The organism is Streptomyces sp. NBC_00691, assembly GCF_036226665.1.
Classification (GTDB): Bacteria; Actinomycetota; Actinomycetes; order Streptomycetales; family Streptomycetaceae; genus Streptomyces.
Genome location: NZ_CP109007.1, coordinates 7,432,385 through 7,458,018, shown reverse-complemented (window position 1 = coordinate 7,458,018; position 25,634 = coordinate 7,432,385). Strand labels below are relative to the sequence as shown.

Annotated in this window: 23 protein-coding genes; 4 read left to right on the top strand and 19 right to left on the bottom strand. The window is 74.3% G+C overall.

The features are described from left to right. Positions 1-112: 112 nt before the first annotated feature. From OG392_RS33575 to OG392_RS33560, 4 genes are all read right to left on the bottom strand, one after another. Positions 113-1,219 carry an acyl-CoA dehydrogenase family protein gene (locus OG392_RS33575; protein WP_329285776.1) on the bottom strand — a complete coding sequence of 369 codons (1,107 nt, stop codon included), beginning with the start codon at positions 1,217-1,219 and terminating at the stop codon, positions 113-115. Continuing rightward, the gene (locus tag OG392_RS33570; protein WP_329285774.1) at positions 1,216-2,397 is read right to left on the bottom strand and encodes an acyl-CoA dehydrogenase family protein; all 1,182 of its coding nucleotides are present in this window, start codon (positions 2,395-2,397) and stop codon (positions 1,216-1,218) included. Before OG392_RS33570 ends, OG392_RS33575 begins: the two co-directional genes overlap by 4 nt. Beyond that, positions 2,394-3,362: an NADPH:quinone oxidoreductase family protein gene (locus OG392_RS33565; RefSeq protein ID WP_329285773.1), complete on the bottom strand. Its 969-nt coding sequence runs from the start codon at positions 3,360-3,362 to the stop codon at positions 2,394-2,396. The genes OG392_RS33570 and OG392_RS33565 overlap by 4 nt, the downstream gene beginning before the upstream one ends. A 68-nt stretch (positions 3,363-3,430) precedes the next feature. Beyond that, entirely contained in the window at positions 3,431-4,021 is a 591-nt protein-coding gene (locus OG392_RS33560) for a helix-turn-helix domain-containing protein (RefSeq protein WP_329285771.1), read from the bottom strand. Positions 4,022-4,087: 66 nt separating this feature from the next. Between OG392_RS33560 and OG392_RS33555 the strand changes: the two genes are divergently transcribed. The 3 genes from OG392_RS33555 (at position 4,088) to OG392_RS33545 (ending at position 6,533) form a co-directional block, all read left to right on the top strand. Then, complete coding sequence (locus OG392_RS33555) at positions 4,088-5,047, top strand: NAD(P)/FAD-dependent oxidoreductase (RefSeq protein WP_329285769.1); 960 nt, start codon at positions 4,088-4,090, stop codon at positions 5,045-5,047. 134 nt (positions 5,048-5,181) lie between these two features. Further along, positions 5,182-5,961, top strand: coding sequence for a VOC family protein (locus OG392_RS33550; RefSeq protein ID WP_329285768.1), 780 nt, complete (start codon positions 5,182-5,184; stop codon positions 5,959-5,961). Positions 5,962-6,032: 71 nt separating this feature from the next. After that, complete coding sequence (locus OG392_RS33545; protein ID WP_329285766.1) at positions 6,033-6,533, top strand: GNAT family N-acetyltransferase; 501 nt, start codon at positions 6,033-6,035, stop codon at positions 6,531-6,533. An 18-nt stretch (positions 6,534-6,551) separates the two neighbouring features. Here OG392_RS33545 and OG392_RS33540 read toward each other — a convergent pair whose 3' ends face one another. From OG392_RS33540 to OG392_RS33480, 13 genes are all read right to left on the bottom strand, one after another. Continuing rightward, positions 6,552-7,304, bottom strand: coding sequence for a PIG-L deacetylase family protein (locus OG392_RS33540; protein WP_329285764.1), 753 nt, complete (start codon positions 7,302-7,304; stop codon positions 6,552-6,554). Beyond that, positions 7,301-8,233 (bottom strand): SIS domain-containing protein, encoded by a 933-nt coding sequence (locus OG392_RS33535; RefSeq protein ID WP_329285762.1) that lies wholly within the window; start codon positions 8,231-8,233, stop codon positions 7,301-7,303. Before OG392_RS33535 ends, OG392_RS33540 begins: the two co-directional genes overlap by 4 nt. A 139-nt stretch (positions 8,234-8,372) precedes the next feature. Further along, positions 8,373-9,680 (bottom strand): alpha/beta fold hydrolase, encoded by a 1,308-nt coding sequence (locus OG392_RS33530; RefSeq protein ID WP_329285760.1) that lies wholly within the window; start codon positions 9,678-9,680, stop codon positions 8,373-8,375. Positions 9,681-9,756: 76 nt separating this feature from the next. Next, positions 9,757-11,235, bottom strand: coding sequence for a cellulase family glycosylhydrolase (locus tag OG392_RS33525; protein WP_329285758.1), 1,479 nt, complete (start codon positions 11,233-11,235; stop codon positions 9,757-9,759). A gap of 179 nt (positions 11,236-11,414) precedes the next feature. Then, positions 11,415-12,380 carry an ABC transporter substrate-binding protein gene (locus OG392_RS33520; protein WP_329285756.1) on the bottom strand — a complete coding sequence of 322 codons (966 nt, stop codon included), beginning with the start codon at positions 12,378-12,380 and terminating at the stop codon, positions 11,415-11,417. Further along, a complete protein-coding gene (locus OG392_RS33515) occupies positions 12,377-13,051 on the bottom strand; it encodes an ABC transporter permease (RefSeq protein WP_329285755.1) in 675 nt (224 codons plus the stop codon). Before OG392_RS33515 ends, OG392_RS33520 begins: the two co-directional genes overlap by 4 nt. Continuing rightward, positions 13,048-13,728 carry an ABC transporter permease gene (locus tag OG392_RS33510; protein ID WP_329285753.1) on the bottom strand — a complete coding sequence of 227 codons (681 nt, stop codon included), beginning with the start codon at positions 13,726-13,728 and terminating at the stop codon, positions 13,048-13,050. Before OG392_RS33510 ends, OG392_RS33515 begins: the two co-directional genes overlap by 4 nt. Positions 13,729-13,962: 234 nt before the next feature. Further along, positions 13,963-14,349, bottom strand: coding sequence for a VOC family protein (locus OG392_RS33505; protein WP_329285750.1), 387 nt, complete (start codon positions 14,347-14,349; stop codon positions 13,963-13,965). A gap of 92 nt (positions 14,350-14,441) precedes the next feature. Then, positions 14,442-15,272 (bottom strand): ammonia-dependent NAD(+) synthetase, encoded by an 831-nt coding sequence (nadE, locus tag OG392_RS33500; protein WP_329285748.1) that lies wholly within the window; start codon positions 15,270-15,272, stop codon positions 14,442-14,444. Positions 15,273-15,364: 92 nt separating this feature from the next. Continuing rightward, entirely contained in the window at positions 15,365-16,492 is a 1,128-nt protein-coding gene (locus OG392_RS33495; protein ID WP_329285747.1) for a sulfite oxidase, read from the bottom strand. A gap of 66 nt (positions 16,493-16,558) precedes the next feature. Next, on the bottom strand, positions 16,559-18,673 hold the full coding sequence (locus OG392_RS33490; protein WP_443054986.1) for an ATP-binding protein: 2,115 nt from the start codon (positions 18,671-18,673) through the stop codon (positions 16,559-16,561). Between the two features lie 166 nt (positions 18,674-18,839). After that, entirely contained in the window at positions 18,840-20,426 is a 1,587-nt protein-coding gene (locus OG392_RS33485; RefSeq protein ID WP_329285743.1) for a molybdopterin-dependent oxidoreductase, read from the bottom strand. Between the two features lie 258 nt (positions 20,427-20,684). Continuing rightward, on the bottom strand, positions 20,685-21,317 hold the full coding sequence (locus OG392_RS33480) for a sigma-70 family RNA polymerase sigma factor (protein WP_329285740.1): 633 nt from the start codon (positions 21,315-21,317) through the stop codon (positions 20,685-20,687). Positions 21,318-21,449: 132 nt separating this feature from the next. Here OG392_RS33480 and OG392_RS33475 point away from each other — a divergent pair, with 132 nt between their 5' ends. Continuing rightward, positions 21,450-22,439 carry a MerR family transcriptional regulator gene (locus OG392_RS33475; protein ID WP_329285738.1) on the top strand — a complete coding sequence of 330 codons (990 nt, stop codon included), beginning with the start codon at positions 21,450-21,452 and terminating at the stop codon, positions 22,437-22,439. A 7-nt stretch (positions 22,440-22,446) separates the two neighbouring features. Here the strand turns inward: OG392_RS33475 and OG392_RS33470 are convergent, their stop codons facing one another. Both OG392_RS33470 and OG392_RS33465 read right to left on the bottom strand, forming a co-directional pair. Continuing rightward, positions 22,447-23,820, bottom strand: a complete 1,374-nt coding sequence (locus tag OG392_RS33470; protein ID WP_329285736.1) for a cryptochrome/photolyase family protein — start codon at positions 23,818-23,820, stop codon at positions 22,447-22,449. Positions 23,821-23,899: 79 nt separating this feature from the next. Continuing rightward, on the bottom strand, positions 23,900-25,588 hold the full coding sequence (locus OG392_RS33465) for an SDR family oxidoreductase (RefSeq protein ID WP_329285735.1): 1,689 nt from the start codon (positions 25,586-25,588) through the stop codon (positions 23,900-23,902). Positions 25,589-25,634 lie beyond the last annotated feature (46 nt).

Sequence of the window (25,634 nt, the reverse complement as noted above, 5' to 3'; positions counted from 1 at the left end):
CTCGCAATTAAACAGTATGTAAAGGGGTGCGGACTCGGCGGCCCCTTACCAGGGGCCACCGGCTCCGCCGGAAGGGGCGGAGCCGTGCCGACCGACCGGGTGCACCGACCGGCTAGCCGGGCGGCGCCAGGCCGACCAGGGCGGCGATCGCGTCCTGGTGCCGGCCCGTGGAGCCGAGCGCGATCTGGTCCGCCTTGGCCCGCTTGAGCGCCAGGTGCGCCGGGTGCTCCCAGGTCATCCCGATCCCGCCGTGCAGCTGTACGCACTCCTCGGCCGCCCGGACGGCGACCCTGGAGCAGTACGCCTGCGCGACGGCCGCGATCAGCGGGGCGTCGGCGCTGCCGGTGGCGAGCGCGTCGGCGGCGGCGCGGGCCGCCGCCCGGGCCCCGACCAGGTCCAGCCAGAGCTGGGCCATGCGGTGCTTGAGGGCCTGGAAGGAGCCGACCGGCCGGTTGAACTGGTGCCGCTCCCGGGTGTACCGGACGGTCTCCTCCAGGCACCACTCGGCGAGGCCGAGCTGCTCCGAGGCGAGGAGTCCCGCCCCGGCGAGCAGCCCGCGCCGGACCGCGGCGCGGGCCGCGTCGGGGCCGGCGAGCCGGGCGCCGCTCCCGGCACCGGTGGTGACCGTGGCCAGGGGCCGCGTGAGGTCGAGCGGGGTCTGCGGCGCGACAGTCGCCTCGTCGGCGGGCACGGCGTACAGACCGTCGGCGCGCAGGACGAGGAAGACGTCGGCGGCGCCGGCGTCGGCGACCGCCCCGACCGTCGCCCCGAGCGGGAGCTCGGCGTCGGGTGCCGTCGACAGCGGTACGGCGAGGGCCGCGACCGTCCGGCCGCCCGCCAGTTCCGTGAGCAGTCCGGCCGCCGCGTCGCTCTCCCCCTCCAGGGCGAGCAGGGTCTCGGTGGCCACCACCGCGCTCGTGAGGTAGGGCAGCGGGGTCACCGCGCGGCCCAGCTCCTCCAGGACGACGGCGGCCTCGCGGTGGCTCGCGCCCTGGCCGCCGAGGTTCTCCGGGACGAGGAGTCCCGCGACGCCGATGTCGCCCGCGAGGGACTTCCACAGACCGGGGACGTAGGGGCTGTCCGTCTCGATCCGGCCGAGGAGGGTCTGGTGGCCGGCCCGGTCGGCGAGCAGGGCGCGGACGGCGGCCCGCAGGTCGTCCTCGGTCTCGGAGTAGAGGAGGTCGAGCGGCTGTTCCGTCGGTTCTGACGATTCCGTCATCGGGCGAGGTCCTTCCAGGCGACGTCCTTGTCGTTACGGGGCTCGGGCGGCAGGCCCAGGACCCGCTCGGCGACGATGTTGAGCAGCACCTCGCTGGTGCCGCCCTCGATCGAGTTGCCCTTGGACCGCAGATAGCGGTAGCCGGCGTCGCGGCCGGTGAAGTCGACGAGTTCGGGTCGGCGCATCTCCCACTCCCCGTACAACAGGCCCTCGTCGCCGAGCAGTTCGACCTCCAGGCCGCTGATGGCCTGGTTGAGGCGGGCGAACGCGAGCTTCATGGCGCTGCCCTCGGGGCCGGGGCGGCCCGCGACGAGCTGCTGACGGAGCCGCTCGCCCGCGAGCCGGGCGACCTCGGCGTCGACCCAGTGGTCGAGAAGGCGCCGGTGCAGCTCGTGCGTACGTAGCTCGGGGCGCGCGCGCCAGGTCGCGGCGACCTTCCCGATCATGCCGCCCTCGCGGGGGATACGGGCTCCGCCGATGGAGACCCGCTCGTTCATGAGGGTGGTCTGGGCGACCCGCCAGCCGTCGCCGACCTCACCGAGGCGGTGGGCGTCGGGGATGCGGACGCCGGTGAGGAAGACCTCGTTGAACTCGGCCTCGCCGGTGATCTGGCGCAGCGGCCGGACCTCGACGCCGGGGTCGGTCATGTCGCAGACGAAGTAGGTGATGCCCCGGTGCTTGGGTGCGTCCGGGTCGGTGCGGGCGATGAGGATGGCCCAGCGGGCCGTGTGGGCGCTGGACGTCCACACCTTCTGCCCGTCCACCACCCAGTCCTCGCCGTCCCGGACGGCCCTGGTGGCGAGCGCGGCGAGGTCGGATCCGGCCCCGGGCTCGCTGAACAGCTGGCACCAGACCTCCTCGCCGACCCACAGCGGGCGGAGGAAGCGCTCCTTGACCTCGTCGGTGCCGTGGGCGAGGACGGTGGGGGCCGCCATGCCCAGGCCGATGCCGATCTTGCGCGGGTCGTTGTCGGGGGCTCCGGCGGCGGCGAGTTCGGCGTCGACGACGGCCTGGAGGGCACGCGGCGCGTCGAGTCCGCCGAGGCCGACGGGGTAGTGCACCCAGGCGAGGCCGGCGTCGAAGCGGGCACGCAGGAAGTCGGTGCGGTCGGTGTCGGCGGGCGGGTGATCCGCCAGCAACTTCCGGGTGCGTGCGAGGAGTTCCTCGACGTCGGTCATGCGCGGGCCCCTTCCGGGAGGACGACCAGGCGGCCGGTGGTGGTGCCGTCGGCGACCCGCTGGACAGCGTCCGCCGCGCCCGCGAAGGGCACGCGTTCGCCGATGAGCGGCTTGATGAGGCCCTTGGCCGCGTAGGCCGTGAGGGTCTCGTGACAGCGGCCGATCGAGGCCGGGTCCTTCGCGGCGTAGAGCCCCCAGTGGAGGCCGAGGACCGAGTAGTTCTTCACCAGGGCGTGGTTGAGGGCGGGCGCCGGGACCGTGCCGCTCGCGAAGCCGACGATCACGATCCGCCCCTCGAAGGCGACGCACTTCGCGGACTGCTGGTAGGCCTCGCCGCCGACGGGGTCGTAGACGACGTCGGCGCCGCGGCCGCCGGTCGCGGCCTTGACGGCGGCGACGACGTCCTCGGAGCGCCGGTCGATCACCACGTCACAGCCGAGCGCGCGGGCGACGGCTGCCTTCTCGGTTCCGCCGACGACCCCGATGACGGTGGCACCGGCGGCCTTGCCGAGCTGGACGGCGGCGCTGCCGACGCCGCCGGCCGCCGCGTGGACGAGGAGGGTCTCGCCCTCCCGCAGGGCGGCGCGGCGGTGCAGGCCGAACCAGCCGGTCTGGTAGCCGATGTGGAGCGCGGCGGCCTCGGCGTCGTCGAGCGACTCGGGGGCGGGGAGCAGTCCGGCGGCGTCGGCGAGGACGTGGTCGGCGAAGCCGCCGTGCGGGAGGGCCGCGGTGGTGATCACCCTGCGGCCGTCCTCGGTCTCGGCGCAGACCTCGACGCCGGGGGTGAAGGGCAGCGGGGGGCGGATCTGGTAGTGGCCGCGGCAGAGCAGCGCGTCGGGGAAGTTGACGTTCGCGGCGCGGACCTTGAGGAGGACCTGGCCGTCGCCCGGCGTGGGCGGTGCCACCTCCTCGCGGCGCATCACCGCGCGCGGTTCCCCGTTCTCGTACACACGCCATGCCTGCATCCGGAAGCCTCCTCCGTACCGAGCGGTCGGTCGCATACTAAGCGGTCGCTTGATCTGAAAGGAACCACTCAGTCGGACTTCTTCGGACGGGCCCTGACGTGCATCCGCTCCCCCTGCGGCCCGTACAGGCTCAGGAACTCCACCGGACCGTCGGGCGTCGGGCCGAACCAGTGCGGGACGCGGGTGTCGAACTCGGCCGCCTCACCGGGGCCGAGGACGACGTCGTGCTCCCCCAGGACGAGCCGGAGCCTCCCGGAGAGCACGTACAGCCATTCGTAGCCCTCGTGGACGCGCGGCTCCGGCTCCTCCTCCTGCGGCTTCTCCTGGATGACCTTGTACGCCTGGAGGCCGCCGGGCTGCCGGGTCAGCGGGTACATCGTGCGGCCGTGCCGGACGATGGGCCTGGCCCGGATCCGGGGGTCGCCGGTCGCCGGGGCGCCGACCAGTTCGTCGAGCGCGACCTGATGGGCGCGGGCGAGCGGGAGGAGCAGTTCGAGGCTGGGCCTGCGCTGCCCGGACTCCAGCCGGGAGAGGGTGCTCACGGAGATTCCGGTGTCCGCGGAGAGCTCGGCCAGGGTCACCCCGCGGTCCCGGCGGACCCGGCGGAGGCGGGGGCCGACCTCGTTGAGCACGGCGTCGATGCGATCGTCTTCGGTCATACGTCCAGTTTTGCAGAAACGGCAAGCTCACTTGCTCTTCTCGCGGACCCGGGTGACGCTCGGCCCATGAACGCACACCTGGAGAACAACACGTACGAGGCGGTCGTCGTCGGCGGTGGCGCGGCCGGGCTCAGCGCCGCCCTGCTCCTGGGGCGGTCGCGGCGCCGGACCCTGGTCGTCGACGCGGGCGAGCCGCGCAACGCGCCCACCGCGCACATGCAGGGCGTCCTGTCCCGGGACGGCATGAACCCGGCCGACTACCTGGCGGCCGGGCGTGCGGAGATCGCCGGATACGGGGTCGAGCTGCGCACCGGCGAGGTGACGGGCGCGGCACCGGACGGGGACGGCGGCTTCGTCCTCACCCTGGCGGACGGGGAGACGGTCGGCGCGCGGCGGCTCGTCGTCACCACCGGGCTCGTCGACGAGCTCCCCGCGATCGACGGGCTGGCCGGGCGGTGGGGACGGGACGTACTGCACTGCCCGTACTGCCACGGCTGGGAGGTCCGCGACGAGGCCTTCGGCGTCATCGCGCATCCGACGATGCCGGCGCACCAGGCACTGATGGTGGCGCACTGGTCGAAGGACGTGACCCTGTTCCTGCACACCTCGGCCGAGCCGTCGGAGCACGAGGCGGCGCTCCTCGACGCGGCGGGCGTGCGGGTCGAGCGGGGTGAGGTCGTGGGGTTCGCCGTGGAGGACGACCGGCTGACCGGGGTGCGGCTCGCCGACGGGCGGACCGTGGCCCGTTCCGTGGTCTTCGCGGCGGCCACCCGACTGGCGGCCCGCGACGGGGTGCTGCGGCAGCTGGGTGCGGAGCTGCGCGAGACCCCGTTCGGGGAGTTCGTGGTGGTGGACGAGGTGGGGCGGACGAGCGTGCCGGGCGTGTGGGCGGCCGGGAACGTGACCGGGCCGCAGGAACAGGTGGTCAACGCGGTGAGCCGGGGCTACCGTGCCGCGGCCGCGCTCAACAACGAGCTGGTCTTCGGCGACCTGGAGGAGAGGGCGGCCGGTCGGCCGGTCGGATGAACCCCGGCGGTTGAGGCTGCGCCGCGCGGGCCGAGGAACGAGGATCGGTCACGGTGGCCGGAAACGGCACACGGACGACGGCTCACGGCTCACGGCTCACGGCTCACGGCTCACGGAAGGACGGGACACCTCCCATGCTCGGTACGCAGTTCACCAAGGGCTCTCCCTGCTGGATCGACCTCGGCAGCCCGGACACCAAGGCGGCGGCCGCCTTCTACACCGCCGTCCTCGGCTGGGAGTTCAGCTCCGGGGGGCCCGAGGCCGGCGGATACGGCTTCTTCCAGCAGGACGGCCACACGGTCGCCGCGCTCGGCCCGCTCACCGAGGAGGGGGCGTCCAGCGCCTGGACCGTGTACTTCCGGACCCCGGACGCCGACGCCACGGCGGAGGACACGGCGTCCGCGGGCGGCACCGTGCGCCTCGCGCCGTTCGACGTCATGGAGGCCGGGCGGATGGCCGCCCTCACCGACCCGGGCGGCGCCCAGTTCGCGGTCTGGCAGCCCGGCACGACCAAGGGCCTCGACCGCACGTCGTCGACGAACACCCTCGTCTGGGTGGAACTGCACACCGCGGACCCGGAGGGCACCCTCGCCTTCTACCGGACGCTGTTCGGCTGGCGCTCGGCGGAGATGGACGCGCCCGGCATGAGGTACCGGGTCCTGTCGACCGCCGACGGCGACCAGCAGGACGCCTCCTTCGGCGGCGCGGCCGAACTCCAGGACACGCACCAGGGCCCGCGCTGGATCGTGTACTTCGCCGTCGCGGACGTGGACGCGATCGTCACGGCGGCCCAGGGCAACGGCGGTTCGGTCCTGATGCCCGCGGCCGACATCCCGGACGTCGGCCGCATCGCCTGGCTCGCCGACCCCTTCGACGCGGCCTTCGCGGTCCTCAAGCCGGCTCCGATGAGCTGACCGGGAAGCACCGTTCCCCACCGGCGAAAGTCGGTGGCCCGGTCGGTGCCCGGTGGGTAGCGTCGTCGTTCGTGATCCCCACGCTGCGCACCGAGCGCCTTCTGTTCGAGCCGTACGACCCCGCGGACGAGGAGGCCTTCGTGGCCCTCTTCCAGGATCCGAGGGTGTCGGCGTGGATGGGCGACGGACCGGCGTCCGAGGAGGACGACCGAGCCCTGTTCGGGCGGATCTTCACGAAGGTCTACGCCCAGGAGCTCTTCGCCGTCTGGGCCGTGCGGCGGAACGGGGTGCTGGTCGGGCATGCCGAGATCAAGCCGTCGGAGGACGTCGGCGGGCACGAGATCGTCTACGCGCTCGCCCCGGCGGCCTGGGGTGCGGGGCTCGGGACGGAGGTGGCCGAGGCCCTCGTGGACTACGGCTTCGGCACGCTCGGCCTGGCCGAGGTGCACGCCACCGTGGCCGCGCCCAACGCCGCCTCGCTGAAGCTGCTCGGCAGGATCGGGTTCGCGCACGTCCGGGACGTCACCGAGGACGACGGCAGCACCACCCGCGTGCTGACCCGTCGCCCCTGAGGCCCCGGCCCGGCTCCGTCAGCGCCCGAAGAGCTCGAAGGCCACCGCCGGGCGGCCGCCGAAGCGGGCGGACGCCTGGCTCGTCGTCGCGGTGAGGAAGGACCGGACGTACTGCTCCGGGTCCTCGTCCGTCAGGACCTCGATGTAGGCGCGGTGGCAGAGCAGCGAGCGGATGGCACGGTCCAGGCCCGGGGCCGCGTCCACCGCGTGGGTCGGGGTGCTGGACGCCGCGACCGCCACCCAGCGCACCCCGTTCCAGGGCTCGAGGCCACGGTCGGCCAGCTCGGGGAAGATCCAGCGGTTGCCCGCGTCCCCCGCCGCGTCGAGCGTGGCCCGGCCCACGGCCACGTGGTCGGGCGTGTTCCAGGGGGCGCCGGGGCTCCCGCCCCAGGTGTCGCGGTGGTTGAGGGTGATGACGAGCTCCGGGCGGTGCCTGCGGATCGCCGCCGCGATGTCGCGGCGCAGCCCGAGGCCGTACTCGATCGCACCGTCCCGGTGGTCGAGGAACTCGACCGTGTCCACGCCGACGACCGCGGCGCTGTCCCGCTGCTCCCGCTCGCGCAGCGGACCGCAGACGTCCGGGGCGACGGTGTCGATGCCGGCCTCACCGCGGGTCGCCAGGACGTAGGCCACGTCCTTCCCCGCGTCCGTCCAGGCGGCGACGGCGGCCGCGCAGCCGTACTCCAGGTCGTCGGGGTGGGCGACGACGGCGAGGGCGCGCTGCCAGTCGCCGGGCATCTCCGCGAGGTCCGTGACATCGGTTCCGGTCATGACCGCAGAATACGGGCCGCCTCCGCCGCGGTCGGGCGGAACGCTCCGGAAAGGATCACCGAACGCGAGACGTTCCTGGGCCGGTCGGGGTTGAGTCCGCGGCGCACCGCGAGAGCGACCGCGAGCCGCTGGGCGCGGACGAGCGCGGCGACCGGGTCGATGGCGTCGGCCGCGAACAGGGCACCGGTGGACTCCACTTCGTCCTTGAGGCCCGAGGGGGCGGGACCGAGGCACCACACGAGACTGGACCGGTCGCTGATGCTGATCGGCCCGTGGCGGTACTCCATCGCCGCGTACGACTCCGTCCAGACGCGGGCCACCTCGCGCAGTTTGAGGGCGGCCTCGTCGGCGAGTCCGACGGTCCATCCGGTGCCGAGGAAGGTGAACTGGCCACGTCGTTCCCAGGCGGCGGGCAGCCGCTCGTAGAGGACGAGTTCGGCGTCGGCGATGGCGGCGCCGAGGTCCACCCCGAGTCCGGCGCGCAGGAGTTGGAGCGCGGTGGTCGCGAACCGGGTCTGGACGACAGAGCGTTCGTCGGCGAACCCGAGGTCGAGAACGCGGTCGGCGAGCTGTCCGGCGGGGCTGTCGGGCACGCCGGTGAGGACGAGGGTCGGGATGCGCCCCGCCGCGCCGGCGAGGAGCTGGACGACCTCCGTGGTGGTGCCGGAGCGGGTGAGGGCCACGACACGGTCGTAACCGCGCCCGAGCGGGGTGGAGTCGGAGGCGGGGAACGCGTCGGTCTCGCCCGCGCCGAGCGACTCGCGCAGCGCCGCGTAGGCGCGGGCGATGAAGTACGAGGTGCCGCAGCCGACCACCGCCACCCGCTCGCCGCGGGCCGGCAGCAGATCGGCGTCGCGGCGGGCGATCTCGGCGGCGCGGCGCCAGCAGTCGGGCTGGCCGGCGATCTCCGCGCTGACGTGGGTGCTCATGTCCGGGTCCTCTCCTCGGAAGGCCCCGCACGGGGCCCGGACCGAGTTCTACCGGCACCGTCGGGCGCACTCCATGAGCAAGGGCGGCCCACCCCTTGGACTTTTGCGCGCCGGCGGCCGCCCTCCGCTCCCCCGGCCGTCAGGTCTCGTCGCGGGCGAGGGCGAGGAGCCGGTCCAGGACGCGCGGCCCCCCGGCCCGTACCCCGTCGTGCTCGAACTCGTCCGTCACCCAGGTGCGCAGCCCGCGGATCGTGCGGGCGGTGTCGAGGGAGTGGCCGGTGTCCACGTACATGTCGTCGTGGTAGACGGCAGCGGCGACCGGGACCAGGTTGGCGGCGAGGCGCTCGGGGTCGTACAGCGGGGTCCAGTGGGTACGGGCGGCGAGGAGTTCCGCCGTCTCGCGGAGCGGGCGGAGGGCGGGGTCGGTGGTGAAGTGCCAGGGGTGGACCGTCTCGCCGGTGAAGAGCGGCGCCCGCCCCTCGGTGAGCGCCTCTCGGGCGTCGAACTCGGGGTGCTCGGCGCGGATCCGCTCGGCCGCCCAGTCGGTGGGGCCCTTCCCCTGGGCGTAGATGGCCTCGTGGAGCACGGCGTACAGCGGGTGTCCGGCGTAGGACAGGTGGGCCTGGACCTGTTCCAGGAAGGCGTCGGCGAGCGCGGGCCCGCCGGGGGTGGGGAGGAACGCGCCCTCCAGGAGCAGATGGAGCTGATGGGTGCCGTCGCCGGAGCCGAGGAGGATGCCGAGGGACTGGAAGGCCTCGGGGGTGAGCAGCCCGCCGCCGGGCAGGGTGACCTCGTGGTCGAGGAGGTGGGCGACGACGGCGCGGGCCCGTTCGGCGTCCTGCGGGTAGCGGGTGTAGTGGGCCTCGTTCTTGCGCCGGATGCGAGGGTAGGCGGCGCGGTAGACCTCGTCGGCGGTGGCGTGCAGGGACGGCAGACCGCCGGTGATCAGGACGCGCTCCAGGCCCTCCGGGGCGGTCGAGAGGTAGTGGGTGGCGCAGAAGCCGCCGAAGCTCTGGCCGAGGACGGTCCAGGGGGCGCCGCCGGTGAGCCGGCGCCGGATGAGCTCGCAGTCCGCGACGATCGAGTCGGCGCGGAAGTGGGCGAGGTAGTCGGCCTGCTCGGCGGGGGTGCCGCGGAGTGGCAGGGTCTGGCGGTTGGCGGGGGTAGAGCGGCCGGTGCCCCGCTGGTCGAGGAGGAGGACGCGGAACTCCCGGACGGCCCGGCCGAGCCAGGCCTGCGGGCCGATGAACCGGCGGGCGCCGAAGCCGGGACCGCCCTCCAGGTAGACCAGCCAGGGGAGCTGCTCGCGGCCCGGGCCGGCGTTGCCGCTCGCGACGACCTCACGGCCGAAGACCTCGATCCGCTCGCCGTCGGGGCGGGTGTGGTCGAGGGGCACGGGGAAGCGGTGGTCGGTGAGGACGAGTCCCGGCTGCCGGTAGGTGGTCACGCTGTTGCCGCTCCTGTTCGGTACGCCCCCGCCAGGACAGTGGATCACATGGCGGGGGCGTACCGGAGGAGGGGCGTCAGGAGGTCGGGAAGTCGTCCGCCGTCCTGATGCGGTCGCGGATCCAGACGCCGGCGGGCTTCAGCGAGCCGGTGCCCGCCCAGGGGCCGCCGGAGTCGCAGGTGCCGGTCTTGAAGACGGCGCCGCTGCGCTCGTCGTCGGAGAAGTTCCAGTTGACCCAGCTGATCTTCTTCGCGGCCATGAGGTCGAGGAACCGCTGGGACATCGCGAAGTCGTTGCCTCCCTCACCGGCGTAGTTCTGGGTTCCGAACTCGGTGACGAAGACGGGCAGCTTGTCGGCGGCGCGGGAGAGGGCGTTCAGGTACTCGTCGCGGTGCGAGAACGCGTAGAAGTGGAAGGTGTACATGATGTTGGTCGCGTTCACCGGGCTGGACACGACCTCGGACTCGTTCGCGCCGTCGGAGACTCCGAACGAGGACCACGCGCGCGTGCCGACGAGGATCGGGGTCTCGGCGTCCTTGGCGCGGATGACCGGGATGAGCTGCTCGGCGTAGCTCTTGACGCGGGACCAGGCGACGCCGTTGGGCTCGTTGGCGATCTCGTACAGCAGGTTGGTCTTGGAGCCGTGGCGCTGGGCGATCTCGGTGAAGAAGGTCTTGGCGCGGGCGAGGTTGTAGTGCGGGTCGCCCGGGTCGAGCATGTGCCAGTCGACGATCACGTACATGCCGCGCGCGGTGGCCTGCTCGATGAGGGAGTGGGCGAGGTCGGTGTACTTGCGCGGGTCGGTCTCGTAGCCCTCCTCCTGGACGTACGTGGAGACGCGCAGGACGTCGGCGTTCCAGTCCTTCGCGAGGGCGTCGAGCGAGCCGCCGGTCAGACACTGGCTGTACCACTGGGTGCCGTGGCTGGACATGCCGCGCAGCTGGATCGGTTTGCCGTAGGAGTTGCAGAGCTTGGTGCCGCAGACCTTGAGCTGGCCGTTGACAGCGGCGGGGGTGGTGCCGGTGGGCGGCTGTGTGGTGCCGTTGTCGACCTTGATGTGGTCGACGTTGGGGCCGCCGTTGGCGGTGGTGGCGGTGGCGCGGATCGTGTTGACGCCGGCCTTGAGGGTGGTGGTGACGGTGGTGGTCGCCCAGCTGGTCCAGGCGCCGGTGCCGGCGAAGGACTTGCCGGAGGCGGCGACGGCGCCGTTGACGGCGATGTCCATGGGGCGGTCGGTGGTGGTGCCGTTGGCGAAGCGCAGCGTGAGGGTCGCGGGGCCCGCCTGCTCGGCGTTGACGTTCCACTGGACGTAACCGCCGCTGGCGTTGTCGTAGTTGACGAAGCCGCCGCCGGTGAATCCGGTGTGGTTGGACTCGACGGCCCCCTGGGAGACGGTGGCCGTCTCCGCCTCGTAGGTGACGGGGGCGGCGGTCGCGGTGGACGGGGTGACGGCGAAGCCGAGGATCAGGGCGCCGAGGGCGGTGCCGGCGACGCCGAGGCGCCGGACGCCGGGCCGATGGCCGATGCGGTGTCGTACGGATCGTGCCGAAGTCATGGGGGTCTCCACGGAACGACGAACGAGGCCTTGAGGCAGGCCGGAAGGGGTGCGGACGGATGCGCCGCTGGACTGGAAGGAAACTTTCCTAACGGATGAATAGCAGGGTCGCGAACCGCCTCGCAAGGGTCATGACAAGAGACGCAGTTCAGCGGGCTGACAGAAGCGGCCCCTCCGGCTCAGCGCGTGATGAGTCCTTTCGACACGAGGTAGTTGCGCGCCACGTCCTCCGGGAGGCGCCGCCAGCTGTCGACCTGTTCGTTGAGCAGCGTCAGATCGGCCGTGGTCAGGACCGTGTTCAGCCGGGAGAGCGCCCGGGTGACGCCCTCTCCGCCGGCGCGGGCGCGGTTCACGACCGGGACGACGTGGTCGGCGTTCTGCAGGTTCTGGTCGTCGGCGAGCAGGACCAGCCCGAACTCGTCGAGTGTGGCATCGGTGGTGGTGGTGAGCACCAGCTGGTCCTGGCCGTTCTGGACGGCCTGTTTGGCCGGGGTCGTACCGACGCCCTTGGGGTCGACGGCGGTGATGTCGATGTTGTAGACCTCCCTCAGACCGGGGGCACAGTACGGACGTCTGACGCATTCGTCACCGGCGGCGAGACGGATCGGCAGGCCGGTGGCGCCGAGGTCGCTGAGGGTCCTCAGGCGGTGTTCGGCGGCGAACTCGGCCGTGACGGCGAAGGCGTTCTGGTCGACGGCCCGGCCCGCGTCGAGGACGGAGAGCCCGCGGGGTGCGGCCAGCGCGCGGAGGGCCTTCATCGTCGCGTCCAGGTCGGGCGAGCCGACGGGCGGCGCGTCGGCCCCGTGGACCTTGGCGTTCAGCCAGTCGGCGAAGGTCGCCGCGTACTCCGTCACGACATCGATCTGACCGCGCTCCAGGGCCGGTTCGTACAGCTCGCGATTGGTGACGGAGAGGATCTTCGTACCGTAACCCGCGTCCTCCAGGAGCAGCGCGTACATCTGGGCCAGCAGGTCGCTCTCGGTGAACCCGGCCGAGCCGACGGTCAGGTGACGGCTGTCTCCCGGGGGCGCCGTGACCTCGCCCTGGGCCTCCAGCGAGGGCCCCGTGGCGCAGCCGCCGAGGACGGCGCAGACCGCGAGGAGGAGACCGAGGGCGGCCGCCCGGGCCGGGCGCGGCCCGCTCACGGGCCGCTCCCCCGTACGCCGCCGGGAGCGAGCCGCTGGACCCCCTCGAAGACCCCTTCCACCAGCAGCGCGAGAACGGCGACGAGACACGCCCCGGCGACGACCTGCGGGGTGGAGGCGAGGTTGAACCCGGCCGTGATGATCCGGCCTAGCCCGCCCCCGCCGGCGAGCGCCGCCACGGTGGCGGTGGCGACGAGCTGGACGGCCGCGATCCGCACCCCGGTCAGGATCAGGGGCAGCGCGAGCGGCACCTCGACCAGGGCCAGGGTCTGGCGGCCCGTCATCCCCATGCCCCGGGCCGCCCGTACGACGTCGGGGTCGACGCCGCGCATCCCCACGTACGCGTTGGTCAGCAGCGGGGGCACGGCGAACAGGACCAGCGCGATGATCGTCGGCCACTCGCCGTACGAGCCGATCGGGCTGAGCAGGAGAAGCACGAGGACGGCGAAGGTGGGAACGGCCCGGCCGACGTTCGAGAGGTTCACGGCGAGCGCTCCGCCCTTGCCGAGGTGCCCGAGGACGAGGGCGACGGGCAGGGCGATCGCACAGCTGATCGCGAGGCAGACGACGGTGAGGAAGAGGTGCTCGGCGAGCCGGTGCCAGACGCCGTTCTCGCCGGACCAGTGCGCGGAGGTGGTGAGCCAGGACCAGGCGTCGGCGAGGGTGGTCATGCGGCCCGGCCGCGGGTCCAGGGGGTGAGCAGCCGCTGCGTGCCGAGGAGGAGCAGGTCGGCGGCGACCGCGATCACGACGCAGAGCACGGAGGCGGTGAGCACCTGGGCCTTGAAGTAGCTGTTCATTCCCGAGTAGATGAGGTTGCCGAGTCCGCCGTGGCCGACGATCGCGCCGATCGTGACGAGGGAGACGGCCGAGACGGTGGCGATCCGGAGCCCGGCCATGGCGGCGGGCACGGCGAGCGGCAGCTCGACGGCGAGCAGCAGCCGGATCGGCCCGTATCCGAGGCCGCGGGCGGCCTGGCGGGTCTCCTCGGGGACGGCGCGGAGCCCGGCCAGGATGTTCCGGACGAGGAGCGTCAGGGAGTACAGGACGAGGCCGGCCACGACCAGGGCGGCGGACAGCCCGTACACGGGCAGGAGCAGCGAGAACATCGCGAGCGCCGGAATCGTGTACAGGAGGGTGGTGACCCCGAGGATCGGCCCCGCCGCCCAGCGCCACCGACGGGCGGCGATCGCGAGCGGGAGGGCGAGCAACAGGCCGAGGGCGACGGAGACGGCCGTCAGCTGGAGGTGCTGGACGACGGCGTCGGTGAGGATCCCGCTCCGGGTGGAGAGATAGGCGCCGCAGATCCACTCGTTGCGGGCGAGGCAGTCGTCGGGCGGCGCGATCACCCTCCCATTCGAGGCGGTACGGGTCCGCCGCGCACGCGGGCCGGTCCGTTCGGGGCGGGGCCGGTGCGGGCGCCCGGAGTCGGTGCGGGCGCCGGAGTCGGTGCGCGGTGCAGGCGCGGGTGCCTGTGCCGGGGCCAGTGCCTGTGCCGATGCCTGTGCCGGTGGCGCTGACCGTGACCGCGACGGCGACGAAGACCGCGCCCGACCGCTACGCCGGCGCCCGGGTGACGCCGGTCAGTTCTCCTGGAGCACCGACAGGACGTTGCCCGCCGGGTCGGTGAACCACGCGATGGCAGGCCCGCCGTCGACCCGCACGATGCCCTTCGCGTCGGCCTCGAACCCCTCGTAGCGCTCCAGGGCCACCCCGCGCCCCGTGAGGTCGTCCACGGCCCGGTCGATGTCGTCGACGGCGAAATTGAGGATCGTGAAGGAGGCGGGGGTGTGGTCGTCCTTCGGGTAGACGAAGACCCGGGCCCCGCCCGCCAGGGTGAGGAAGAGCATCCGCATCTCGCCCTCTCCCTCCTCGCCCACCTGGAGACCGAGGGTCTCGCCGTAGAAGCGCCGGGCGGCGTCCAGGTCGTCGACCGAGAACCCGCTGAACGCCGGGGTTTCGCCGAACATGGCGTGCTCCTTTCCGGGCGCCCCCTCCGGGCACCCCTTCCAGGATCCGCCGGGTGTCCGCCGCCCGCCGCTCGGAGTGGGGCGCGCGGGGCTCAGGGCGCGATCGGCAGCTGCCGCTTGTGCTCGGTGAGCTCGTAGCGGCGCACGATCGTGGCGAACGCGGCCTCGGTGACCGGCTTGCCCTCCAGGAAGTCGTCGATGTCGTCGTACGTGACACCGAGGGCGTCCTCGTCGGGCTTGCCCGGGTCCAGGGTCTCCAGGTCGGCCGTGGGCGTCTTCCAGACCAGCTCGGCGGGGGCGTCGAGCTCGGCGGCGACCGCGCGGACGCGTCGCTTGGTCAGTCCGGTGAGCGGAACGACGTCGGCGGCGCCGTCGCCGAACTTGGTGAAGAAGCCGGAGACGGCCTCGGCGGCGTGGTCGGTGCCGACGACGAGCCCGTCATGGGCTCCGGCGACCGCGTACTGGGCGATCATCCGCTGGCGGGCCTTGATGTTGCCCTGCACGAAGTCCTGGTGGTGGGCGTCGCGGAAGACGACGCCACCGGCGAGAGCGGCCTCCAGGGCCGCGTCGCTCGCGGCCTTGACGTCCACGGTGAGCACCTCGTCGGCCCGGATGAAGCCGAGCGCGGTCTGCGCGTCCTTCTCGTCGGCCTGCACCCCGTACGGCAGTCGCATCGCGAAGAACCTGGCGTCGTGTCCGGCGGCGCGGGCGCGCTCCACGGCGAGCTGGCAGAGGCGTCCGGCGGTGGTGGAGTCGACGCCGCCGCTGATGCCGAGGACGAGGGAGCGCAGGCCGGTGGAGGTGAGGCGCTCGCTCAGGAAGGCCACGCGGCGCTCGATCTCGGCCCGCGGGTCGAAGGTCTCGGCCACCTGGAGGTCCCGGGCGATCTGCTGCTGGCGGGCGGTGGACGCCGGGTCGGTCACGGGAGTCTCCTCGTCGGGTTCGGGGCTGCGGGAGTCGACTTTACGCACCGGGGCGGCGGCGGGGCCGGCCGGGAGCCTCAGCGGCCGGGGGCTCAGGCGCCGGGGGCGCAGAGGACCTCGACCCGCTGGACGAGGTTGTTGGCGAATCCGCCGCGGTTCCAGGGCTCGACCACCGGCTGGACGTTGCCGTCGGCGTCCGTGGCCCGCACGGTCAGATGACGCAGACCCGGGGTCGCCGTCCAGGTCGTACGCCAGGCGGACCAGGCCCAGGGGTGCGCGGGGTCCCGTTCGAGCTCCGCCTCGGTCCAGGCCGCCCCGCCGTCCTCGCTCACCTCGACGCGGGTGACGGGGCCGTGGCCCGACCAGGCGCGACCGGTGATCGGGACGGGCCCGGGGCGGACCACGCGGGTCCGGGACATGAAGTCGGGGAATCCGGGCGGCACCATCAGGGCCCGGGGCGCGATGAGGGTGACGGGAGCCCCCTCGTCCTCGGGCGCCTGCCGTACGCGATAGGCCACGGCCTGCTGGAAGCCGGTGTACGGGGTGTCGGTGAGCGTGATGTCGTGGAGCCACTTCACATGGGCCATGCCGTACCAGCCGGGGACGACGAGCCGGAGCGGGCTGCCGTGCTGCGGCGGCAGGGGTGCCCCGTTCATGGCGTACGCGACGAGGACGTCCCGGGCCGGGTCGGCCGCCGTCGTGAGGGGCAGGCTCCGCCGGTAGTCCTGCTCGACGCCCCGCTCCACCCCGTGGTCGGCGCCGGTGAACACCGCCTCGACCGCGTCCTCCGCGACACCCGCCTCGGCGAGGAGCGAGGCGAGGGGGACACCGGTCCAGTCGGCGGTTCCGACGGCCTCGACGAGCCAGGGCTGGCTGACCGGCCGGGGCGTCAGCCGGGCCCGTCCGTTCCCGGCGCACTCCAGGGTCACCCGGCGGGTGACGGACGGCCGGGAGCGGAGCGCTTCGAGGCCGAGGTCGAGGGCCCGCAGCACGCGGCCGCCCACGGTCAGCCGCCAGCCGTCGGCGACGGTGTCGGGGATGTCGTAGTGGACGAGGACGTAGTGCAGCCCGGGCGGCGTGACGTCGTACCGCAGCGCCTCCAGGGGCAGCCCGTGATTGCGGGCGGCCAGGGCCAACTCCTGCACGGAGAGGCCCTCGTCCGGGCCGGCCAGGCGCCCCGGTGCGCTGATGTCGCCCAGACCGCTCACGGATCCGTCCATGTCCTCATGGTGCGCCGCCGCCCGGGGCCCGGCACCTCGGCGGGGAGGGGTCCGGGGCGGGCCGGCTCACGTCCGGCGGGGGCCTCGGAGGGCTCGGTCCAGCCCGTCCTGGGGAAGCCCGGTCAGGGCGCGTACGAAGATCTCCTCGTAGGCCGGTTCACCGATCGTCGCGCGGGCGGTGTCCGTGTACTTCTCGTGCAGCGCCCGCAGACCCGGCAGGCCGCGGCGGGGCTGGCCCGTGGAGCGCCAGTACGCCTCCCCCGTGCCCGAGACGTCGGCCGCCCGTTCGCCGTCACCGGCCGCCGCGAGCGCCGTGGCGAGGACGTCGAGCCCGAGCGCCACCCCCAGGCTCGCGCCGAGCCCTCGCGTCCCTTCGAGCATCGCGCGCGCGTGCCCGGCCGCCGTCGCCGGGTCGCCCTCCAGGAGACCCGTGAGGGCCAGCTGGTACTCCAGGGCCGTCCGGGTCCAGTGTTCGTCCAGCTCCTCGCACACGGTCCGCAGGGCCAGCGCCCGGTCGCGGGCCTCGCCGATCCGGCCGAGGCCCGTCAGGGCGAAGACCTGGACGAGATGGCAGCGGAGCCGGGCGGCGGAGTCGGCGGGGCCGCCCCGGGCGGCGTCGAGGACATGGCCCACGACGACGGACGCGGCCATCGGGCGGCCCGTGGTCAGGGCGAGGAGCCCGGCGAGGGCGGCGGCGTCCAGGGTCAGGTCGCCGGGCCGGCCATGGTGGCCGGCGCGCCCGCCGTCGGCCGCCTCCCCGGTGTACGCCGTGTACTCCGTGTACCGGGCCTCCCGGGCACAGCGTTCGCTCACCTCCTGCGCCGGACCGGACTCCCCCTGGAGTACGAGGGTGACGCCGAGTGCCCACAACGCGCGGGCCCGGGTGCGGCCGCGCGCGCCGCTCAGCAGCAGGGCCTGTTCGAGGCCGTCGCGGGCCTCGCGCAGACGGCCCCGGCAGGACCAGGCGAAGGCGACCGAGCCGATCAGGTCGAGGGCGGCGTCGGGGTCGGTCCGCAGCAGCCGGTCGAGGGCGGTGCGCAGGTCGGTGTGGTGGGCGTCCACGGTCCGGTACCAGCTCAGTTGGCGCGCGCCGTGCCATTCGGCCTCACCCCGGCGCGCGAGCCCTTGGAAGTGGGCGGCGTGCCGGTCGGCGACCGTCCCGGTCTCCCCGGTCCGGTCCAGCCAGGTCGCCCCGTACGCGCGGATCGTGTCGAGCATCCGCAGTCGGCCGCCCGCGTCCGGCGGGCGGACCACGGAGGCGCGGACGAGCCCGTCGAGGGCACCCGGCAGGGTCGCCCGGTTCAGCGGGCCGCCGATGCACACGGCGGTCGCCGACGCCAGGTCGAAGGGGCCGCGGAAGACGGAGAGCCGGGCCCAGAGGAGGCGTTCGAGCGGGGCGCTCAGCTCATGGCTCCAGCCGATGGCGGCCCGCAGGGTCTGGTGGCGGCTCGGCCAGACCCGCTCGGTGTGGGCGAGGAGCTCGAAGCGGGCGGAGGGCGGGGCGTCGAAGCGGGTGCCGAGCTGGTCCCGTACGGCTTCGGCACCCTGGAGGCGGATCTGGGCGGCGGCCAGCTCCAGGGCGAGCGGGATGCCTTCGAGGCGGACGCAGATCTCGCCGGCCGGGCCCGCGGCGGTGAACTCCTCACCCGCTGCCCGGCGGAGCAGCTCCAGGGCGTCGCCCCCGGCGGGCGGCAGCGGGTCGAGGGCGACGATCCGCTCCCCCTCGACGCCGAGGGGGCGTCGGCTGGTGGCGAGGACGGTGAGTCCCGGGGCGGCGGCGAGGAGTTCGGCGACGAGCCGTGCGCAGGGTTCGGCGAGGTGCTCGCAGGAGTCGAGGACGAGCAGCAGCCGGTCCTCGGCGAGGCGGTGGCAGAGTCCGGTGGTCGCCATGCCGGGGGTGTGGTCGGAGAGGTCGACCGAGTCGGCGACGAGGGCGACGAGGAGCCGGTCGCCGTCGAGCGGGGTGAGGTCGGTCCACCAGGCGCCGTCGGGGTACCGGTCGGCGGTCAGGTGCGCGGCGCGCAGCGCGAGCCGGGTCTTCCCGACTCCCCCGACGCCGGTCACGGTGACGAGGCGGTGCTCCGCCAACGCGGCGGATATGCGCTCCAGTTCCGTGCGGCGTCCCACGAAACCGGGGTTCTCGTCCGGCAGATGTCCACGCACGGGAGCAGTCTCCCTCATGAGAGCGACGAACGGGTGGTCGGCGCCGGTTCGTTACGCTGCCCGGACCGGACCGCGCCACCCTCCCGACCGTCACGATGCCGCACCCCGACCGTCACGGCTACCCCCTTCCACCCTCACAGCTCGTTCTTCCACGCTCACGGCTTCTTCACTTCGGGCGGGCGGACTACCCCGCCTCGACCGTCACGACGACCGAGTGCCAGCCCTGGGCCCCGTCGGGCATGGTGTCGGTGCGCTCCTCGGGCTGGGTGGCGCCGGTGCCGTCGGTGGCGCGGACGGTGAGGGTGTGGCGGCCGGGGGCGGCCGTCCACGGGTACAGCCACTGGCGCCAGGTGTCGGCGCTGTCCTCGGCGCCGAGCCGGGCCTCCTGCCAGGGGCCGTCGTCGATCCGTACCTCGACCCGGCGAATGCCCCGGTGCTGGGCCCAGGCGACCCCGGCGACCATGACGGGGCCGGCGGCGGGACGGGCGAAGGAGCGGGGCGTGTCGATGCGGGACTCGGTCTTGACGGGGGCCTGGGCCGCCCAGCCGCGCGGCACCCAGTAGGCGTCGTAGGCGGCGAAGGTGGTGAGCTCGATCGACTCGATCCACTTGCAGGCGGAGACGTAGCCGTAGAGGCCCGGGACGACCATGCGGACGGGGAAGCCGTGGGTGAAGGGCAGGGGTTCGCCGTTCATGCCGAAGGCGAGGAGGGCGTCCCGGCCGTCCATGACCTGCTCCACCGGGGTGCCGATGGTCATGCCGTCGATCGAGCGGGCCACCAGCTGGTCGGCGGGGCCGCCTTCGGAGGGCGGCCGGACGCCCGCCTCGCGCAGGAGGTCGGCGAGGGACACACCGAGCCAGCGGGCGTTGCCGACGTACGGGCCGCCGACCTCGTTCGAGACACAGGCGAGGGTGATGTCCCGCTCCACGATCCGCCGGGTCATGAGCTCCCGCAGGGTGACGGTGAGCTCCTCGCGGACGCCCGCGCCGTGGACGCCCAGCAGCCACCGGTCGGCGTCGACCCGGGGGACGACGAGCGCGGTGTCGACGCGGTAGAAGTCGCGGTTCGGGGTGACGAAGGGGCTGATGCCGGGGACCGGGAGCTGCGCTCCGGCGGGTACGGCCGGCGCGGGGGACGCGGGCCGGGGCAGGCGCAGGGCCGCCCGGGAGGCGGCCGCGTTCTCCTCGACGGGGCTGCCGACCGCCCTGGCGAGGGCCGCGGCGCCGGTCGAGACGAGGCCGGCGGAGGCGGCGGCGATCAGGAAGGTCCGGCGGTCGGCGCGGGCGGCCGCCGCCCCCGCCCCCGCTCTCCGGGTGAGGATGCCGGTCAGGGCGTACAGCAGGGCCGCGCCGGCGGCGGCGCCCACCAGTGAGGGCACGGCGTCGAGCGCGGAGTCCGAGTCGGGGCGGGTGACGGCCGCCAGGGCACCGAGCACGCCGAAGGCACCGAGCGCCACCGACCCGATCAGCCGGTGGCGCAGCGCGAGGAGGCCGATCCCGACGGCGAGGACCCCGAGGACGACCAGGATCCCGAGCTGGAGGACGGCCTTGTCGCTCTCGCCGAACTCCTGGATCGCCCACTCCTTGACGGCCGCCGGCGTCCGGTCGACGACGGCGCCGCCGACGGCGGTCACGGGGCTCGCCTCGGGCCGTACCCAGTAGGCCGCGAGGTCCGCGACGGCGAGGGAGACGTATCCGGCGATCAGGCCGCCGACGGCCGCGAGGAGCCGGTCCGTGCGGGTGGGCCCGGCCTGGGGCTCGGAGAGGGTCATGCTCCTCATTCGGCGTCGGAGGCGGTCGGGACGGGTCGATTCACCTGGAAGGTGGACGGCGGCGCGCTCCCGGCGGCCGGACACGCGTCGCCCGCGCGGCGCCACCGTACCGGGGTGCGCCCGGGGTACGCGGCAACGGCGCGGCGCGATCGCGTCGGGGGTGAACTCGGCGGGGGCGGCGCGCGGTGTCTCAGGGCGTGGGGTCACAGCACGTGAGGCCTCGGACCGCGACGCGCGGTGCCCCGGGCCGCCGGTGCCTCAGGCCGCGGGGTCGCAGCCCGCGTCGGCCGGGGCGCGGCCGGCCGGCGGCTCGGTCAGTGAGCGGCGCATCCGGTCGAGGCCGCGCCGTGCGTGGCTCTTCACGGTGCCGAGCGGCATTCCGGTGCGCTCGGCGATCTGCACCTGGGTGAGGTCCCCGTAGAAGGCCATGGCGAGGACCTCGCGCTGCGCGGCGGGCAGCTTGGCGAGCTCGCCGGTGACCACGAGCCTTTCGACGACCCTGTCGTGGTCCGGGACGGCCGCGCCGTCGGGGGACAGCCGCTCGCCCACGGCGAGCACCAGGTCCCGGCGCCGGGTACGCGCCGCGAGCGCGTCGGCGATCTTCCGCCGGGTGATGCCGACGAGCCAGCCGGGGAACGGACCGCGCTCCGGCCGGTAGCCGGCCCGGCCCCGCCAGGCCGCGAGGAAGACCTGCTGGCCGACGTCCTCCGCCTCCCTGACATCACCGAGGGTGCGGGCGGCGAGGGTGTGCACGAGGCCGTGCCAGCGGGCGTGGGCGACGGCCAGACAGCGCTCGTCGCCGCGCACGAACCCGTCGGCGACCTCGCGGTCGGACAGGGGCCGCGGCTCGAGCCGGAGCCGGGGCCGGGTGTCGACGCTCGGTGCGGTCATGGCGACTGCTCCTCAGGCCGGGACCGGCGGTGACCGGTCGGCGGGCGGGGTCCCTTACGGGGCACACCCAGGCTCCGTCCCGGCACGGTGCCCGCACCATTCGCAACGGTTGTGCGTCGTATCGTGGACCCCATGAGCGAACTCTCGCCGGGCCTCACCAGTGGCGCGGTCGCCCGCCGCCTCGGTGTCGCCCCCACCACCCTGCGCTCCTGGGACCGGCGCTACGGCATCGGCCCCGCCGCCCATGAGAGCGGCCGGCACCGCCGGTGGAGCCCCGACGACATCGCCGTCCTCCAGGAGATGTGCCGGCTGACGGCGTCCGGGGTCCCTCCGGCGGAGGCGGCCAGGGCCGCCCGGGCCGGAGCCGTAACAGCCCCGCCCGCGACCGGGGAGACGCCCGTCCCGCCCGCCGCCCCCGGGCCGACCCTCGACGAGGTCCGACGGGAGCTGCGGGGACTGGGCCGCGCGGCCGTCAGGCTGGACTCGGGGGCCATGGACGAGCTCCTGGAGTCCACGATCGTGCGGTACGGCCTGGTCACCGCGTGGGAGGAGGTCCTGGCGCCCGCCCTGCACGCCGTGGGCCGCAAGTGGGAGACCTCGGACGACCGTTACGTCGAGGTGGAGCACCTGCTGTCCTGGCACGTCTCGACGGCCTTGCGCCGGGTCGGCGCGGCGGGGCGTGCCAGGACCTCGGGCGCGCGCACTCCCCCGGTGCTGCTCGCCTGTGTGCCGCACGAGCAGCACACCCTCCCGCTGGAGGCGCTCGCCGCCGGGCTGGCCGAACTCGGTGTCCCCACCCTGATGTTCGGGGCGGCCGTGCCCCCGGAGGCGCTCGACCAGGCGGTACGGAGGACGGGTCCCGCCGCGGTCGCCCTGTGGGCCCAGGCGCGCTCGACCGCGGACCATCCCCTGGCTCACCATGTCGCGGACACCGCGTGGGGCGTCCGGGGCGCCCGGTCCCGGACGGCGGTCCTCCTCGCGGGCCCCGGCTGGGCGGGGCGGACGCTGGGGCCGGGGATGCTGCGCCCCTCGGGGCTGCGGGAGGCCCTGTCCCTGCTGCGCGGTCTGTGCGTCGCCGCACGGGACGGCGAGGGGGCCGCCGCCGGTCCGGGAGGCGACTGAGCGGCTCTCAGTCCTGTCCGCGGGCCTGCCGGAAGCGGGCGAGGCCGTCGGAGAGTTCGACGACGGGGTCCGGGTAGTCGTACCGGGCCCGTTCGAGCCCGGGCAGCTTCCACGGCTCGTGGACCGCGGGGCCTTCGAGCCCGGCGAGCTCCGGCAGCCAGCGCCTTACGTACGCGCCGTCCGGGTCGTACCGCTTGCCCTGGATCACCGGGTTGAGCACCCGGTTGGGGCGGCTGTCCGTGCCCGTGCCGGCCATCCACTGCCAGTTGAGCTGGTTGTTGGCGACATCGCCGTCGACCAGGAGTTCCAGGAAGTGCCGCGCTCCCTCGCGCCAGTCGATGTACAGGGTCTTGGTCAGGAACGAGGCGGTGAGCAGCCGCCCCCGGTTGTGCATCCAGCCCTCGTGGGCGAGCTGGCGCATCGCGGCGTCGACGACGGGGTAGCCGGTGCGGCCCTCGCGCCACGCCCGGAGGTCGGCGTCCGCCTCCTTCCCGCGCCGCCAGCGGTCGTGACGGGTGCGGTAGTCCTCGGCGGCGGCGTCGGGGCGTGCGGCGAGGACCTGGTGGTGGAAGTCGCGCCAGCAGAGCTGGCGCACGAACGCCTCGGCGCCCGCCCCGCCCCGCGACCGGGCACGGTGGACCGCCTCGGCCGCCGAGACGGCGCCGAAGTGGAGGTACGGCGAGAGGCGGGACGTCACGTCGCCCGCGAGGTCGTCGTGGCCCTCCTCGTAGGTGTCGACGCCCCGGGCCAGCCAGTCGGTCAGCCGCTTCCTGCCCTCCTGCTCGCCGCCGGTGGCGAGACCCTGCGAGACGGCCGACACGTCCGCGCGGGCCGGCAGCTTCTCGGAGCGGACGCCCCGGGGGGTCCGGATCACCCGTGGGGCGGCGAGCGGCTCGCGGAGCCGTTCACGGGACCAGCGGTTGAAGTACGGGGTGAAGACCGCGTAGTGGTCCGAACCGCCCGGAGTCACGGCACCCGTGGGCAGCGCGGTGACGACGGCGTCGTGGACGTACAGGCGCCGCCCGTCCGCCTCCAGCGCGTGCCGCAGGCGGTCCTCGCGGCGCCGCGCGAACCCGCTGCAGCCGGCCGCCATGTGGACCTCGTCGGCGTCGGCCTCCCGCACGACCGCGCGCACCTCGTCGACGGGGTCGCCCGAGCGCACCACGAGCCGGCCGCCGCGCTCGCGCAGTCCTGCGTCGAGGGAGTCGAGGCAGTCCGCGAGGAACGCGTCCCGGTTGGGCGCCGCCTGGCCCGCCCGGGCCACGGCCGGATCCCGTACGAACAGCGGGACGACCTCGTTCCCCCGGCCCAGCGCGGCGCGCAGCGGGGGATGGTCGTGGACGCGGAGGTCCGAGGTGAACAGGACGACCGAGACGTTCATGGCACCGCTCCTGGCGTGGGGTCACCGACCGGCTCGGCGAGGCGCCTGCCCGGTGGGTCGCTGTACTGACGTGCGGAGGTCATTCGCCCTTCGGGGGCGCGCCGGATGCGGGTGACGGGGCGGACGACGACCCCGGCGACGGCGACGAACCCCGCGAGGACGCGGGGTCGGACGCGGGCGCCGGTCCGGACGCGAGCGGGGCGTCGGACGCGAGCGAGGGGGCGGACGAGGGGGCGGACGCGGACGAGGGGGCGCCGTTGCCCGCCGCCTCGCTCGCCTCCGCCGTCGACGCGATGTTGCGGGCCATGCCGCCGAAGACCACGGCGTGGAACGGCGCGACGCTCCACCAGTAGGCGTGGCCGGCCAGACCGCGGGGGTGGAACAGGGCCCGCTGGCGGTAGCGCGTCGCCCCGTCGTCGTCACGTTCGGCGTACATCTCCAGCCAGGCGAGCCCGGGGAGCCTCATCTCGGCGCGCAGCCGCAGCAGCCGGCCCCGTTCGATCTCCTCCACCCGCCAGAAGTCCAGCGAGTCACCGGCCCTCAGGTGCAGGGCGTCGCGCCGGCCCCGGCGCAGCCCGACGCCTCCGACGAGCCGGTCGACCCAGCCGCGAACGGCCCAGGCGAGGGGGAAGGAGTACCAGCCGTTCTCCCCGCCGACGCCCTCGACGACCCGCCACAGCGCCTGCGGCGAGGCGTCGACGGTGAGTTCGCGCTCGTCGGTGTAGAGGCTGCCGCCCGCCCAGTCCGGGTCGGTGGGCAGGGGATCGCTCGGGGCGCCGGGGATCGAAGCGGAGGACCAGCGGGTGGTGGTCTTCGCCTCGCGGACCCGTTGGAGGGCGAGGGCGAGGGCCCGTTCGAAGCTGAGCGGGGCGCCGGGCGGGTCCGGCACCCAGTCGGCGATGTCGTGCTCGTCGCAGACGACTTCGTGCCGGAGCGACTCCGCGAGCGGGCGGGCGATGGACCGGGGCACCGGGGTGACGAGGCCGATCCAGTGGCTGGACAGCCGGGGGGTGAGGACCGGCACGGGGAAGATGAGCCGCCGGGGCAGTCCGGCGACGGCGGCGTAGCGGCGCATCATGCCGAGGTAGGTGAGGATGTCGGGGCCGCCGATGTCGAAGGCCCGGCTGACCTCAGCGGGCATGCGCGCGCTGCCGACGAGATAGCGGAGGACGTCCCGGACGGCGATCGGCTGGATCCGGGTGCGGACCCAGCTCGGGGTGACCATCACCGGCAGGCGTTCGGTGAGGTACCGGAGCATCTCGAACGAGGCCGAGCCGGATCCGATGATGACGGCGGCGCGGAGCACCGTGGTGGGGACTCCCGATTCCAGGAGGATGCGGCCCACCTCGGTGCGTGACCGCAGGTGCGGCGAGAGCTCCTGGTCGGGCACGCCGCGCGGGGTGAGGCCGCCGAGGTAGACGATGCGACCGACCCCGGCCGCGCGGGCCTGCCGGGCGAAGTTCCGGGCCGCCGCGCGGTCGGTGCGCTCGAAGCCGTGCCCGGCGCCCAGGGCGTGCACCAGGTAGTACGCGACGTCGACGTCCTGGAAGGCGGGAACGAGGGTCTCGGCGTCGGTGACGTCGCCCCGGACGACCTCCACCTCCCCGGCCCAGGGGTGGTCGCGCAGTTTCGCGGGCGTACGGGCCAGGCACCGCACCCGGAATCCGGCCTCCAGGAGTTCGGGGACGAGGCGGCCGCCGATGTAGCCGCTGGCACCGGTGACCAGGCACAGCGGTCCCGGGGACTCGTGCCCTGACGCGTCGCTCATGGATCTGCTCCGTTCCGTCGTCGGTGGAGGTCCGTCCGCCGGTGAA

Excerpts from the sequence above, each read along its gene's own strand:
- OG392_RS33475 (WP_329285738.1), top strand. The coding sequence starts at position 21,450 with ATGAGCGAACTCTCGCCGGGCCTCACCAGTGGCGCGGTCGCCCGCCGC.
- OG392_RS33565 (WP_329285773.1), bottom strand. The coding sequence starts at position 3,362 with ATGCAGGCATGGCGTGTGTACGAGAACGGGGAACCGCGCGCGGTGATG.
- OG392_RS33535 (WP_329285762.1), bottom strand. The coding sequence starts at position 8,233 with ATGAGCACCCACGTCAGCGCGGAGATCGCCGGCCAGCCCGACTGCTGG.
- OG392_RS33485 (WP_329285743.1), bottom strand. The coding sequence starts at position 20,426 with ATGACCCTCTCCGAGCCCCAGGCCGGGCCCACCCGCACGGACCGGCTC.
- OG392_RS33555 (WP_329285769.1), top strand. The coding sequence starts at position 4,088 with ATGAACGCACACCTGGAGAACAACACGTACGAGGCGGTCGTCGTCGGC.
- OG392_RS33495 (WP_329285747.1), bottom strand. The coding sequence starts at position 16,492 with ATGGACGGATCCGTGAGCGGTCTGGGCGACATCAGCGCACCGGGGCGC.
- OG392_RS33465 (WP_329285735.1), bottom strand. The coding sequence starts at position 25,588 with ATGAGCGACGCGTCAGGGCACGAGTCCCCGGGACCGCTGTGCCTGGTC.
- OG392_RS33525 (WP_329285758.1), bottom strand. The coding sequence starts at position 11,235 with ATGACTTCGGCACGATCCGTACGACACCGCATCGGCCATCGGCCCGGC.
- OG392_RS33480 (WP_329285740.1), bottom strand. The coding sequence starts at position 21,317 with ATGACCGCACCGAGCGTCGACACCCGGCCCCGGCTCCGGCTCGAGCCG.
- OG392_RS33560 (WP_329285771.1), bottom strand. The coding sequence starts at position 4,021 with ATGACCGAAGACGATCGCATCGACGCCGTGCTCAACGAGGTCGGCCCC.
- OG392_RS33505 (WP_329285750.1), bottom strand. The coding sequence starts at position 14,349 with ATGTTCGGCGAAACCCCGGCGTTCAGCGGGTTCTCGGTCGACGACCTG.
- OG392_RS33550 (WP_329285768.1), top strand. The coding sequence starts at position 5,182 with ATGCTCGGTACGCAGTTCACCAAGGGCTCTCCCTGCTGGATCGACCTC.
- OG392_RS33470 (WP_329285736.1), bottom strand. The coding sequence starts at position 23,820 with ATGAACGTCTCGGTCGTCCTGTTCACCTCGGACCTCCGCGTCCACGAC.
- OG392_RS33540 (WP_329285764.1), bottom strand. The coding sequence starts at position 7,304 with ATGACCGGAACCGATGTCACGGACCTCGCGGAGATGCCCGGCGACTGG.
- OG392_RS33570 (WP_329285774.1), bottom strand. The coding sequence starts at position 2,397 with ATGACCGACGTCGAGGAACTCCTCGCACGCACCCGGAAGTTGCTGGCG.
- OG392_RS33490 (WP_443054986.1), bottom strand. The coding sequence starts at position 18,673 with ATGAGGGAGACTGCTCCCGTGCGTGGACATCTGCCGGACGAGAACCCC.
- OG392_RS33575 (WP_329285776.1), bottom strand. The coding sequence starts at position 1,219 with ATGACGGAATCGTCAGAACCGACGGAACAGCCGCTCGACCTCCTCTAC.
- OG392_RS33515 (WP_329285755.1), bottom strand. The coding sequence starts at position 13,051 with ATGACCACCCTCGCCGACGCCTGGTCCTGGCTCACCACCTCCGCGCAC.